General features: G+C 74.4%; 9 protein-coding genes and 1 tRNA gene. 4 read left to right on the top strand and 6 right to left on the bottom strand.

What is annotated here, in order from left to right:
* Window positions 1-119: 119 nt before the first annotated feature.
* The 3 genes from BLR33_RS11810 (at window position 120) to BLR33_RS11800 (ending at window position 4513) form a co-directional block, all read left to right on the top strand.
* Window positions 120-191 (top strand) — tRNA-Val (locus BLR33_RS11810).
* 219 nt (window positions 192-410) lie between these two features.
* The gene (locus BLR33_RS11805; RefSeq protein WP_093784348.1) at window positions 411-1829 is read left to right on the top strand and encodes an SWIM zinc finger family protein; all 1419 of its coding nucleotides are present in this window, start codon (window positions 411-413) and stop codon (window positions 1827-1829) included.
* Complete coding sequence (locus BLR33_RS11800) at window positions 1826-4513, top strand: DUF6493 family protein (RefSeq protein WP_093784347.1); 2688 nt, start codon at window positions 1826-1828, stop codon at window positions 4511-4513. The genes BLR33_RS11805 and BLR33_RS11800 overlap by 4 nt, the downstream gene beginning before the upstream one ends.
* Window positions 4514-4683: 170 nt before the next feature.
* Here BLR33_RS11800 and BLR33_RS11795 read toward each other — a convergent pair whose 3' ends face one another.
* The 4 genes from BLR33_RS11795 to BLR33_RS11780 form a co-directional block, all read right to left on the bottom strand.
* Window positions 4684-4977, bottom strand: coding sequence for a hypothetical protein (locus BLR33_RS11795; RefSeq protein WP_143031679.1), 294 nt, complete (start codon window positions 4975-4977; stop codon window positions 4684-4686).
* A gap of 209 nt (window positions 4978-5186) precedes the next feature.
* On the bottom strand, window positions 5187-6023 hold the full coding sequence (locus tag BLR33_RS11790) for an HAD family hydrolase (protein WP_093784345.1): 837 nt from the start codon (window positions 6021-6023) through the stop codon (window positions 5187-5189).
* Window positions 6020-8488 (bottom strand): phosphoribosyltransferase, encoded by a 2469-nt coding sequence (locus BLR33_RS11785; protein ID WP_093784344.1) that lies wholly within the window; start codon window positions 8486-8488, stop codon window positions 6020-6022. The genes BLR33_RS11790 and BLR33_RS11785 overlap by 4 nt, the downstream gene beginning before the upstream one ends.
* A 205-nt stretch (window positions 8489-8693) precedes the next feature.
* On the bottom strand, window positions 8694-9866 hold the full coding sequence (locus tag BLR33_RS11780) for an HpcH/HpaI aldolase/citrate lyase family protein (RefSeq protein WP_093784343.1): 1173 nt from the start codon (window positions 9864-9866) through the stop codon (window positions 8694-8696).
* 226 nt (window positions 9867-10092) lie between these two features.
* Between BLR33_RS11780 and BLR33_RS11775 the strand changes: the two genes are divergently transcribed.
* Window positions 10093-11043, top strand: a complete 951-nt coding sequence (locus tag BLR33_RS11775) for a TerD family protein (protein ID WP_176930236.1) — start codon at window positions 10093-10095, stop codon at window positions 11041-11043.
* A 144-nt stretch (window positions 11044-11187) separates the two neighbouring features.
* Here the strand turns inward: BLR33_RS11775 and BLR33_RS11770 are convergent, their stop codons facing one another.
* On the bottom strand, window positions 11188-11919 hold the full coding sequence (locus BLR33_RS11770) for a Tellurium resistance (RefSeq protein ID WP_093784341.1): 732 nt from the start codon (window positions 11917-11919) through the stop codon (window positions 11188-11190).
* Between the two features lie 118 nt (window positions 11920-12037).
* The gene (locus tag BLR33_RS11765; protein ID WP_093784340.1) at window positions 12038-13216 is read right to left on the bottom strand and encodes a DUF475 domain-containing protein; all 1179 of its coding nucleotides are present in this window, start codon (window positions 13214-13216) and stop codon (window positions 12038-12040) included.
* Window positions 13217-13254 lie beyond the last annotated feature (38 nt).

Below are 13254 nucleotides of genomic sequence, written 5' to 3'. Positions count from 1 at the left end.
CTGCCGCCGTCCGGTCCATCCTCCCACCCGTCCGCCCCGAACACACGGCCCCCTCCGGGCGCCGCGGTGGTTGCTGACCAGGTACCACCGCAAGGTAACCTGTGTCGTCGCAACCTCCCGGGCGTGTAGCTCAGCGGTAGAGCGCCGCCCTTACAAGGCGGATGTCGGCGGTTCGAACCCGTCCACGCCCACCCTCACAACCCCCGGGCCCCCACCGCACCCCGAAGCCCTTCCCGCCACTCTCCGGGAAGGGCTTCCCGCCGTCGCCCGGCCCGAGCCCCGGTGGGCGGCACCCCGCGGGCGTCCGGTCCGCAGGCACGGCTCGATCACTTGCCCATACAGGCATGGTCGAGCGACCGCGGGAACATCGACCGGACGGCCTGTCAGCCCCTGGCCCTAGCATCTCGGCCATGACGCGAACGGCACAGACGTACGCCTACCTCCGCCCCTCCGCCGTGCGGGGCACCGCCGAGGGGCAGAGCATCGGGCTGGAGACCTCCGGCGGCGCCACCCCCGCCGGGTGGGAAGCCCATCCCCGCTTCTTCAGCGGCTTCCTGACCCACCCTGAGGCGACCGCCGCCGGACTCCTGTGCGTGGCCGACGTGGCCGCCGCCCGCTACTACCAGCCGCGGCCCGACCGGTGGCGCGACCCCGTCGTCACCGGGAACGGGGACCGGCTGAGGTTCGAGTCGTTCTCCGCCTGCTGCGGGGTGTACGCGCGGCTCGACGTGCTGGGCGACGCCCTCGACGGCGGCGACATCGGCTACGGCACGACCAACGTCGACGTGAACGTCCCGCTGCGGGACGCCCTGAGCCGGGTGGGCGCGGGCGATCCGCTGCGTCTGGACGTCGGGCCCGACGAGATGGTCGTCACCACCTTCGACGGGCCGGTGGTGGAGAAGAAGGTGCCGCTGCCCGAGCGCTGGCTGCGCGGCTTCGCCGAGACCCAGGTGACCGCCGCCGCCTTCGACGTGCGGGCCGAACTCCCCGCGGTCGAGGCCGTCCGCTTCCTGCGCTCGCTGCCCCGCCCCAGCTCGGCCCGCGGCGCCTCCACGGGAGCGCGCTGGATCGTCCCCGCGGGCCGCTCGCTGCGCGCCACCACCCGGCCGGTCCCCGGCGCGGTCTGCCTGCCCGGGCCCGAGCGGCTGTCCGCGCTGACGCGGGTGCTGCGCCACGCGACGGGGCTGCGCGTCCACGGCCCGGCCGTCACCGCGGGCAGCTCCCCGGTGGCGAGCGCGTGGGAGATCGCACTGCCCGGGATGCGGATGACCCTCACCCTGTCCCCGGACACCGCACGCGGCTTCTCCGGCGAGGGCGGCGTCCTGGACGCCCTCGCGGCGGACGAGTCGGCCGAGGACGCCGACCTCGTCTCCGTGCTGCTCGCCTGGGACCCCGCCGTCGACGTCGCCGACCTCGCCGCGCAGTCCGGTCTGGACCCGCAGCGGGTACGGGCCGCGCTCACCCGCCTCGCCACCTCCGGCCGCATCGGCTACGACGCCGCGGAGGCCGCCTACTTCCACCGGGAGCTGCCGTACGACACCGGCCGGGCCGAGCGGGACAACCCCCGGCTGCGCGCCGCCCGCGCCCTGGTGGACGCGGGCGCGGTGCGCCTCGACGGCGAGACGGCCACCGTCACCGTCGACGACCACAGCCACCGGGTGAGGTCCGCCGACGGGCGGCTGACCTGCACCTGCCGCTGGTGGGCCGAGTACCGCGGCGGCCGCGGCCCGTGCAAGCACGCCCTCGCCGTCCGCATCGCCCGCCGCGCGGGCGAGTCCCGCACGACCACCGCCGCCCAGGACACCATCCGCACCGGAGCCACCCGATGAGCGACACCACCGACACCACCGACGTCCACCGCATACCCGACGGGATCGCCGAAGGCCCTCGCGCCCTGCTGGACGCGGTGCGCGAGGGCCGCGTCGCCGATGTCCCCAAGCTGCTCGGCGCCCTCACCGACGCCGAGCGGCGCAAGGCCCTGCCCGTCCTCAAGCAGTGGCGCAAGGACACCCCGGACATCTGGCGCAGCGAGGGCGACCTGGGGGTGAGCCGGAGCCTGCTGCTCGCGGGGGCGGGGTGCTGCACCGGAGCGGCGGCCGCGGCCCAGTGGCTCCTCACGAGCCGCACCCTGTGGTGGGCCAATCAGGAGGACCCCCAGGCTGTCGCCGGCGTGCTCGGCGACCGCGACCCGGCCTGGCTGGCCGAGGTGGTCCGCCGGCTGGCGGAGCGCCGCGCCCTCGGCTGGTGGGAGTACGCCCTGGTCAAGCAGCTGTCGCGGATCGCCGACGCCGAACCGCCGATGACGGACGGCCTCGTCCTCGCCTGGGAGCGGGACGTCCCGGGGCGGGGCCGGACGACCCTGGAGCAGCTGCGCGAGAACCCGTTCCTGCAGGCGGCCGTCCCCCGGCTCTTCGAGGTGGACGAGGCCGGCTCGACCTTCCAGTACGCCTGGGACAGCGACCCGGGATGGCCCGCCGCGCTGGCCGCCCTCGCGCGGGAAGGGCGGCTCAGCCGCGACATGCTGGTCGCCGGCTGCCTGTCCCGGCTGCTGCGCGGGGGCCGGCAGGGCATCGTGAAGGGCTACCTCGTCCTGCTGACCGCCCTGGAGCTGACCGCGGACGAGCGGGCGGCGCACATCCCCACCTGGGTGCGGATGCTCTGTGACGGGCACGCGCTCGCCGCCGCCCGCGCCCAGGAGGAACTGGCCGCGCTCGACGCGGCGGGCGGGCTGGAGACCGAGCACCTGGTCGAGGCGTCCAGGGGCGCCCTGTTCCGGCCCGAGAAGAAGATCGTGCGCGCCCAACTGGCCATGCTCGACAAGGCGGTCAAGCGCGACCACCGCCTGGCGGACGAGCTGCTGCCGCTGGCCGCCGAGGTCTTCGGCAGCGGCGAGCACAGCCTCCAGGACCGGGCCCTCGCCCTGGTCCTGCGCCACCGCAGGCACGCGGGCGAGACCGTCCTCGCCGAGCTGGCGGAGAGCGCCGAGCTGCTCCCCACCGACCTGCGCGCACGCGCGGCCGAGGCGTTCGGCGGCGCCGTGGCCGACGAGGAGCCCGGCCCGTCCGCCGCGGAGGGCGACGTCCTGCCGCCCGTGCCGGAACCCGAGCGCCTGGACCCCGCACCGCTCGCCCCGGTCGAACTCGCCGAGGAGATCGCCGTGCTGCTGCGCGGCAAGGGCACCCCGGCCCAGGAGGAGCGGGCGCTGAACAGCCTCGTGGTCCACGCCCACGCCGACCCGGCGGGGCTCCGCACGGCCCTGGAACCGGTCGTCGCGGCACACCGGCAGCCCGCCGCGTGGCTGAGCCAGAACGTCTTCGCGCAGGCCCTCGAAGCCGTCGTCATGTTCGTCATGGGGGAGGTCACGCAGGAGCAGACGCGCACCCTGCGCGTCCAGTCCGGCCTGGGCGCCCTGCGGTTCCGGTTCCAGGAGCACCAGTGCCCGCACACGGCGATGTGGTCCGTCTTCCTCAGCCGCGCGGCCGAGATCGGGGCGCGGCTGGAGCTCGGCGACCCGCTGCCCTTCCTGCTGGCCACGCCCACCTGGGCGACCGGGACCATCGAGGCGTCGGAGCTGGTGGCGCGGCTGGCCGCGTACGAGGAGTCGGGCACCGAGCCCGGTCCGGCCGACCTGCTCCAGGCCCTGCTGCGGCTGGAGCGGGAGGTGCCGCCCGAGGTGCGGGCCGCGGCGGATCGGCTCACGTCCCCGGCGGGGCGGCGGCTGGCCGCGTGGCTCGCCTCGGGCGGACTGCCCGACCCCGTCCTGTCCCGGGAGACCGAGCGGCTGAGGCTGAGGACCCCCCGCCCCGGTGTGCTCGTGCGCACCGAGGCCCTGCCCGGGCGCGAGGACCATCCCGAGCCGTTCCGCTCCCTGCTCGGCGCGCACGACCCGATCGAGCAGCCGTGCAGGTGCGGGGGCGGCGGGCAGTGCTCCCCGCAGACCCTGGCCGTCCTGCCCCAGCACCGGGAGATCGTCGCGGCGCGCATGCTGTCGACCTTCGCGGACCTGGCCGAGGGCGACCACGTGGGCCAGGAGACAGCCGTGCTGCCCGCGCTGGCCGAGTCCGGCGGTCCCGCCGGGCCCGCGACCCATCTGCTGGTGGCTTACGGCCTGGGGGCGCGGCGCTTCGAGGAGCAACTGTTCGCGGTGGACGCGATGCTCGTGCTGGCCGCGCGCGGACAGCTCGACACGCAAGGGCTCGGCCGGGACATCGCCGAACTGTGCGGCCTGGGGCGGCTCAAGCCGAAACGGGTCGTGGCCGCGCTGCGGGAAGCGGCGCAGACCGGCGCGTACGGCACGGTGTGGGCGGTGCTCCTGGGCGCCCTTCCCGGGCTCCTGGCCAGCGGGCCGGCATCGGCCGACGGCACCCTGCTCGCCCTCGCGGCCGACTGCGCGGAGCAGTCCGGGGCCCGCGGCGCGCTCCCGGAGATCGACGCGGTGGCGGCGCGCAAGGGATCGTCGCAGCTGATCAAGCAGGCCCGGCGGCTCAGCGCGACGCTGAGCCGCGAGGGCTGACCGGGCCGGCTGGACCGGAAAGACCGACTGAGCCGGCTGGACCGACGAGGAGGACGGCCGGGCCCTGCCCGGGCCCGGCGTCCTACCTGGGCCCCGCGGGCGGGGTGGGCCGGGGAGTGGTGGTGCAGCCCATCTTGCGGCAGTCGAGGTTCGAGCAGGACATCGCGGGTCTACTCCTTGGCGGTGGTGGCCTGAGCGGTGTGGATGCGGGCCCGGAGCTCCTCCGTCAGCGGGAGGGAGGCACCGGCGTGGTGGTACAGGGCGGAGACCAGGACCTGCAGCCGCCAGCCGGCCTCGACGGTGACCGGGCCCGACAGGACGTCGTCCAGGTCGGCCAGGGTGTCGTCGAGCGGACGGTCGGCCAGCCGGGCGCACGCCGTTTCCAGCGAGGGCACCCGGGGGCTGCGCAACTCGCGTTCCAGCAGGGCCCGCACGGTCAGTCGTCCTTTCGGTGACAGTCCCATCGCGAGCCCCCTTGCAGCCGCGCCCACCGCGGGGCCGGTCCACCGCGCCCGCGGATCACACCGGCCGTCTGCCCCGCTTCCCCCGGAACACTCCCTCTTCCCCACCTGTCACGGGCACCCCGCGCCCAGGCCCGCCCACCTCGCGGAACCACCACGGGCGAACCCGGACGAACCGAACCCCGGCGCCACCCCGAGCGGCGCCCGGCCCCCTACTCCCCCGCCGCCTCGCGGAGCATCTCGCGGAGGATCTCCTCCCCCGCCGCCACGCCCACCGCGGGCAGCGCGGTGACGTGGGGGGCCGTCCAGCCCGTGTCGGCGAGTTCGCCATGGCCCGGGGTCCAGCCGGTGTGCGCGGCCAGCAGCAGGTCCGCGTCGAGGAGGGAGTCGCCCGCCGCCAGCACCCGGGTGACCCCGGAGCGGCGGACCACCTCCGCCAGCGCCGCGCTCTTGGTCAGCGGCCGCGGCACCGCGTAGATCTTGCGGCCCTGCAGGGAGACCGTCCAGCCGCGCTCCTCGGCCCACACCGCCAGCTCCTTGACCCAGCCCAGCGGCAGCCGCTCCCGGTCGACCACCAGGTACGCGAAGAGGTCCTCGGCGATCCGCTCCTTGCGCAGCCACTCCGGGTCGGCCGTGGCGGCCAGGTGCGCGCGCACCTCGGCGAGCGGCGCGCTGCCGTCGGCCAGCCGCCGCCGCATCTCGGCGTTCCAGTCGTGGTCGGTGCGGCCGTCCACCAGCAGGTGACCGCCGTTGGCGCAGATCGCGTAGCGCGGGGTGCGGCCGGGCAGGCCGACCCGCCGGTACTGCTTGCGGGTGCGGGTGGTGGTGGGCACGAACCGTACGGCGTCGGCGAGTCCGGCCAGCAGCGCGCCCGCGGTCTCGGTCATGAAGGACAGCGGCCGGCCCTCGTGCACCTCGACGCACAGCAGCCGGGGCGCGTGCTCGTCCGGCATGGGCAGCGCCAGGGCCGCGGCGGAGTAGATGAGGGTGCGGTCCAGGTCGCTGGCGACCAGGACGTCGGCGCGGCGGGGGGAGAGCGGGCGGCTCACTTCGCGGCCACCGCCTTGCCGTCGGTGCCGGTCGCGCCCCGGGTGAAGCGCGGGTGGATCAGGCCGACGCAGGAGTACGGCAGGTCGTCGGTCTCCTCGACCGGCACCCCCCGCTGCCCGGCGAGCAGCCGTACGTGGTCCAGGTCCGCGCCCGCGCCCCGCTTGGCGAGGATGCGCCAGGGCACCCGGCGCAGCAGCACCCGGGTGGTCTCGCCGACGCCGGGCTTGACGAGGTTGACGTCGCCGATGCCGTACTCCTCGCTGATCCGCTCGACGGCGGCCCAGCCCGCCCAGGTCGGGGTGCGGTCCTGCGCCCGCAGCGCCTTGACGTCCTCGGTCACGCCCTCGCCCACCGCGTCGAAGGCGCCGGTGACGGTGTCCAGGAAGAGCCCGGAGACGTCCGCGCCGGCCAGCTCCCGGTAGAACTTGGCGCCGTGGAAGTCGTGCGGGCCGATCAGTCCCTCCCGCAGCACGGTGCGCGAGACGAGCCCGGAGACGGTGGAGTTCAGGCAGGCCGAGGGGATGAGGAAGTCCTCGCGGGTGCCGTAGGTGGACACGCAGCCGCCGGGGTCGGCGAGCACCGCGATGGAGGGGTCGAAGCCGCCGATACCGGTGGCGGCCGCGAGGCCGGCGACCGCGTCGGCCAGCTCGCGGGTGATGGCGCCCTTGCCGGTCCAGCCGTCCACGAACACCGCGGACGCGGGGTCGTGGTGGGCGGCGATCCAGCGCAGCGCGTTGGCGTCGATGCCGCGGCCGCGCACGATCGAGACCGCGTAGTGCGGCAGCTTCAGCCCGTGCGCGTGCCGGGCCCAGCGGCGCATCAGCACACCGACGGGGGTGCCGGCGCGGGCCAGCGAGACGAGCACGGCGTCGGGACCGCGCTCGGCGAGGACGAGTTCGGTGACGGCGCCGACCGCCCGCGCGATCCGCGCCGCCGAGGCGTCGAGGGCGGCGCGGAACAGCTCCTGGTACTCCGCGCTCGGCTGGTACTCCACCGGCAGCGACTCGGCGTAGTGGGCGCCGCCGCTCTGGATCGCCTCCTCGCGCTCCTCGGTGGGCGCTTCGAGTTCGGCGCCGGAGAGGTCCTTGAGCAGCCAGCCCACCTCCTCGGGCGGGTACGAGGAGAAGTGCGGTCCGCGCAGCGGCTCGGCCAGGTCGGGCGCTGAGGTCAAGGGGCTTCCGTTCGGTCGGTAGGAGGGCACCACGGCGAGCAGCACCGTGCCGGTGACGGCGGCGAGCCGGTCGAGCAGGCCGCCGGGGGCGTGCAGGGCGGGGGTGTCGCCGGCGGAGTCGGCCACGCAGACCACCGCGTCGAAGCCGCGCACGTTGTACGCGTACCGCTCGGGGCTGCCGCCGTCGCCGGGGTCGTCGTGGGCGGGGAAGGCGATCCTGGTGCGGATGGCGTACCCCGGGTCGTCCACGGCAAGCACCGGGGAGCGGGTGGTGGTGGAGTAGCGGACCTCGGGCGCGGCCGCGCCGGGGCGCCCGTCCCGCGCCGGGGCCGCCAGGGCGTCCTGGAGCGCGCCGGCGAGCCGCAGCGGCGCGTACATCAGCTCCTCGGTGCCGAGGACGAGCACGCTGCGGGCGTCCTCGGGCAGGGCGGCGGCCAGGCGGGCGCCCATGGCGGGCAGGGCGGCCGCCAGCCGTGCGGCGTGCTTGGGCGTGAAGCCGTGCCGGCCGCCGTCGGGCAGCCCGGCGGGCCACCCGAGATCGACCCGCCGGACGGCGCCGGTGCCGGGCCCGGCGACCGGCGGTGCCTCCTCGTGCGCGGCGACCAGTGCCTGGCCGCGGGTGAGGACATCGTCGGGGAGCGTCACCGAGCCGGTGGCCAGCGCGAGGACGTCGATGCGGGTGCCCAGGCCCACCGCGAAGGCGGCCAGGGCGGCGCGGTCGGCGGCCGAGCGCAGGTCGGTGAGGGCGACGACGACGTAGCGCTCGCGCGGGTGCAGGCCGTGCAGGGCGGCGATGGTGTTGCGGATGGTGCGGCCGGTGGAGAACTCGTCGTCGACCAGCACCAGCGGTCCCGGCCGGGCGAGCAGGTCCGGCTCCTCGGGGAGCAGCAGGTGGGAGGTGGCGTGGCTGTGCTCCTCCTCGAAGCCGCCCTGGGGGGCGACACCGGGGACCGCGCGCCGGGTGGAGTGCAGGTAGGGCACGGGGCCGAGGCCGTCGGCGACGCCGTGGCCGAGCCCGGTGGCGGTCTCGGCGTAGCCGAGGACGACGGCCCGCGCGGCCTCCTGCTCGCCGAGCAGTGCGCGGACCCGGCGGCCCAGGCCGACCGCGTGGCCGTGGACGGTGCGCGGGTCGGCGGGCACGTGCTTGCCCAGCACGTGGGAGACGAGCAAGTGGGCGCGCTTGGGGTTGCGCCGCAGGGCGAGGCCGAGCAGGTCGGCCAGGCCGTCCCCGTGCAGGGCGACACCGAGCCGGTCGGCGACCCACTGGCCGGTCCAGGGCGGGGTGGGGGGCATCAGGAGGGGTTCCTCACACTCGGGACACGCTGGGCACGCAGGACACGGGGAAAGGGCGGGACAGGGACGGCCGGCAGGGCGCGCGAAGCAGCCGCGGTACCCGGAGCACCGGAAGCACGCAGGGCGCCCACGGCACGGCGAGTACCCGGAGCACCCGGAGCGCCCGGCACGGGCGGGGCACCTGCGGGGCGGAGCACGGCGGCCGTCACGACGCCGGCAGGCCCGCCGCGAGCAGGTCCACGAAGCCGATGTCGGCGCGGGCCACGCCGAAGACCTCGGCCCGGCGGACGGTCCGCTCGGCCCAGGCGCGGTGCGGCTTCACCTCGTTCATCTTGTTCGTGTACGCCGAGCGCAGCACGCCGCCGCCGCTGCGGTCCACGTGCAGGATGTCGGCCGCGTCGCTGTACTCCTCGTGCGTGACGACGTTGAGCGCGTTGACGACCGGCACGTGGCTGGGGTGGATGCAGGTCTTGCCCTGCAGGCCGTTGGCGCGGTCGAGTTCGACCTCGCGCAGCAGGCCGTCCATGTCGTGCTCGATCAGGGACTCGCGCAGGTCCTCGGCCTCGGGGGTGAAGGGGCTCTGCCGCAGTTGCGGCTTGAACATCCGCTCGCTGTGCCGGAAGTACTCCCAGACCGGGCCGGTGACGGTGAAGCCGCTGCCGTCGGCGCGGCCGAGCACGTTGACGACGTCGGCGATGACGGAGGCGACGATCTGGACGTCGTAGGCGGTCATCGCGGGCGCCCGGCGCAGGGCGTAGGAAGAGCAGAAGTCGGTGACACCGAGCCGCAGCGCGAGCACCCGGTCCCGGTACTTGTCGACGGTGCGGGAGATCCCGTACAGCGTCTCGACCCGGCTCTCCAGGTGCAGCAGTTCGGGGGACTCCAGCACGGGCATGGCGAACAGCCGCCGCCCGCAGGCGGCTTCGGCGCGGGTGAGGGCTTCGAGGAAGGGGACGCCCGACTCCTCGGTGAACTTCGGCAGCACGAATCCGGACAGCAGCCGTGCGGCGCTCCCCAGCCGCCCGACGAGGTCCGTGATCTGGCCGGGGGTGCGCACACGGATGAAGAGCAGCGGCAGGGCGTGCTCCACGCCGGGCCGGGCTGCCAGGTCGGCGAACTGCCGGACGAGGTTGGCCTCGCCGGCGGGCACGTCGCGGTCGTCGATGGAGTCCTCCAGGCAGAGCACCATGGAGACCACTCCGCGGCCCGCCTGCTTCAGGACGTCGTCGGCGAGGTGGGTACGGGTGGCAGGGCTGTACAGCGTCGCACCCAGCGCCGTGGCGAGGGTCTGGGCGGGCGAGTCGGCAGTGAACTCCTGAGGTTCCCGGTGGAAGAGTTCACCTCTGAGATCCGCGGCGAGATGTCCGAAGTGTCGCATAAGCCCCCTTACAGATTGCGCGCCGGGCAGACGTGCGTCAAATGGCGGTCAACCATGCACGGCCGAGGCATGGCCGATAATCGTACGTGTGCGGGTGGCGTAAAGGTTCCCCCAGCGCGTGACAAACAGGTAACCGGAGCACGACCGAGGTATGACCATCGCGGCGCCTGCGGGATGCGGCGGGCGGCGTTGTCGCGCGGCCCGCGCAGCAGGCAGGATGGCGGGCATGACGCAACGGATGGTGAAGGGCTCGAACATCACGCTGGACGCCGTCGGGGTCCGCGCGGTGCTGCGCTGGAGCCCCGGACCCACCGCGCCCGACGTGGACGCCTCCGCCCTGCTGCTCGGGGCCGACGGGCGGGTGCGCTCCGACGCCGACTTCGTCTTCTACAACGCGCCCCGGCACCCCTCCGGGCTCGCCCGCCACCTGCCGAAGAAGCGCGTGCCCGAGGGCCTGACGGACACCGTCGAGGTGGACCTGGCCGCGCTGGACGCGGGCGTGGACCGGGTGGTGCTGGCCGCCTCCTGCGACGGCGGGGCCTTCCACCTCGTCCAGGACCTCGTGCTGGCCCTGTACGACACGGCCGGGCCGCAGCACGCCGCCCCCATGGCCACCTTCGACGTCGTGCCCGACACCGGCCGGGAGACCGCGCTGATCTGCGGCGAGCTCTACCGCAGGGGCGCCGACTGGAAGTTCCGCGCCCTCGGCCAGGGGTACGTGTCCGGACTCGTCGGCCTGGCGACGGAGTTCGGGATCGCGGTGGACGACGGCGAGCCCGACTCCGACCCCGCCCCGGCCCCGACGTCCGCCCCGAGCGCGCCCGCGCACGCCGCGAGCGCCCCGGCCACCGCGGCCACCGCGGCCTCCCCCGAGGCCCAGCCCACCAGCGCCTACGGCTACCCGCTCCAGGCCCCCTACCCCGCGCACGTCCCCGCCCAGCCCGCCTACGGCTACCCGCAGCCCGTGGCGGGAGCCGGAGCCGGAGCCGCGGCACCCACGGCACCCGTGCCGCCCCCGCCGCCGACCGCTCCCCCGGTCCTCCAGCAGCCCCAGGAGGGCTACCCCGCCTACGGCTACCCCCAGCCGGTCGCCGCCCCGGCCAACGGCGCCCCGCCGGCCCCGGACGGCACCTTCACCCTCCCCCTCCAGGGCCCCCAGTTCCAGAACCCCCGCTGACCCCCCCGGGGCCACTGGGGGCCCGGACCTGTTCCCGCCACGTCGGCACGAAGCGGCCCCACCGGACGGAGTCCGGTGGGGCCGTCCGAAGGCCGCGCAAGCGGTGCGGGGGCGGCGTCGGAGATCGGTGGACGGCGGAGAAGATCAGACCTTCGTCTTGTAGCCCCGCCCCCACTGCAACCCCCAGCCGTAGAGGCGGTCGATCTCGGCCTGGAAGCCGTAGACGTAGCGGACCTCGCGGCGGACGTACATCTCGCCCTTGCGGTTCTCGATCAGGACCACCGCGCAGGAGCGGGCCTGCGGCTCGCGCTCGGTGAGGGGGATCTCGATCCGCGGGCCCGAGCCGGGGAAGATCTCCACCTTCGCGTGGGTGCGGTCGAACGCCGGCGTGCCGTCGTAGATGTAGACGAACACCAGCAGCCGCTTGAACTCCTCGCGCTTGTCGAAGTTGATGTAGAGCGTCTCGCCGGAGGAGCCACCGAACCGGTCGTCGCCGCTCATCTGGATGTACGGGGCCGCGTCCAGATCGCCGAGGAAGTTGCCGAGTGGCTGCACCACCCCCTTGGTGCCGTCGGCGAGTTCGTACAGGCAGGCGAGGTCCAGGTCGACGTTGACCATCGCCGGGCCGGCCGCCTGCACGATCCGCGGCTTGAAGACGTCCACCTGCCGCCGCAGGAAGCCGCCCCGGTCGGTGACCCAGTCGCCGCTGTCCGAAGGGCGCATCTGCCAGGACAGGTTGACCCGCATGTTGCCCACGGCGGCACCCTGCCGGCTCAGGTTGATCTCCGGATGCCGCTTGGTGAGTTCGACGGTGTGGACATTCGTGACGTCGAACTGCTCGGCGCCGTCCGGCCGCAGGAACCGCCACCAGGCCATCGCTGTCCGTCCTCCTGTGTTCGCACGCTGTGCCGACAGTCTTCCCTGCCGCGTCCCCGGGCATGCGACTGCCCCCGCCGGTGGGACAGGGGGCGGGGGCAGCCGGGGACGGGAGCGGTCAGACCCCCGAGGGCACTTCGGTCTTGTCGTCGTCCGACTCCTCGGCGCTCTCCGCCAGGCGCCGGTTGCGCACGACCGAGGACCAGTACGACGCGGCGATCAGCACCACGCCGACCAGGCCGGTGATCACCTCGCTGACGTCGTACTTGATGGTGACCAGCAGGATCACCGCCAGGGCGCCGATGGCGTAGTGGGCGCCGTGCTCCAGGTACACGTAGTCGTCCAGCGTGCCCTTGCGGACCAGGAAGACGGTCAGCGACCTGATGTACATCGCGCCGATGCCGAGGCCGAGCGCGATCTCGAAGATGTCGTTGCTGATGGCGAAGGCGCCGATGACACCGTCGAAGGAGAAGGACGCGTCGATGACCTCCAGGTAGAGGAACATGAAGAACGCGGCCTTGCCGGCCAGCCCGACCACCTGCGCGGTGCTGCCGCTGCCCTTGGCGGCAGGCGCGGGCGCCTTCTCCTCGGCGGCCCCGTCCTCGGCGTCGTCCCCGTCCTCGTCCTCGTCGTCCTCCAGCCGCTCCTCGAAGAAGCTGGAGATGCCGCCGACCACCAGGTACGTGATCAGGCCGCCGACGCCGGCCAGCAGCACCGTCTCGGCCTTGTCGATGGTGCCGTGGCCGCCGTGCAGCGGGACCGCGGTGGCCACCGTGGTGCCGGCGATCACCAGGGCGACCATCGCCACGACCACCGAGAGCATGTCCAGCTTGCCGAGCTTGGCGAGCGGCTTCTCCAGCCAGGAGAGCCAGGTGATCTCCCGCTCCTCGAAGATGAAGTCGAGGAAGATCATCAGCAGGAACATGCCGCCGAACGCCGCGATCGCCGGATGCGCGTTGGTGACCAGGTTCTCGTAGCGGTCGTGGTCGTCGACCGCGATGCGCACGGCCTCCCACGGGCTGAGCTTGGCGGTGACCGCCACGATGATGATCGGGAAGACCAGCCGCATGCCGAAGACGGCGATCAGCACACCGACGGTCAGGAAGATCTTCTGCCAGAACGCGTTGAGCTTGCGGAGGATCCCCGCGTTGATCACCGCGTTGTCGAACGAGAGGGAGATCTCGAGGATGGACAGGATCGCGACGATCGCGAGGCCCTTGCCCCCCCAGAGGACGCCGGCCAGGGCAAGGCCGGCGGCGGTGATGCCGAACGACCAGCCGAATGTTCTGAGGAGCACGTGCTACCCACCCAATCTCTTGGATTCCCCTACGGTCG

It is taken from the genome of Actinacidiphila guanduensis, from assembly GCF_900103985.1.
Classification (GTDB): domain Bacteria; phylum Actinomycetota; class Actinomycetes; order Streptomycetales; family Streptomycetaceae; genus Actinacidiphila; species Actinacidiphila guanduensis.
This window is presented reverse-complemented; position numbering and strand designations above follow the sequence as displayed.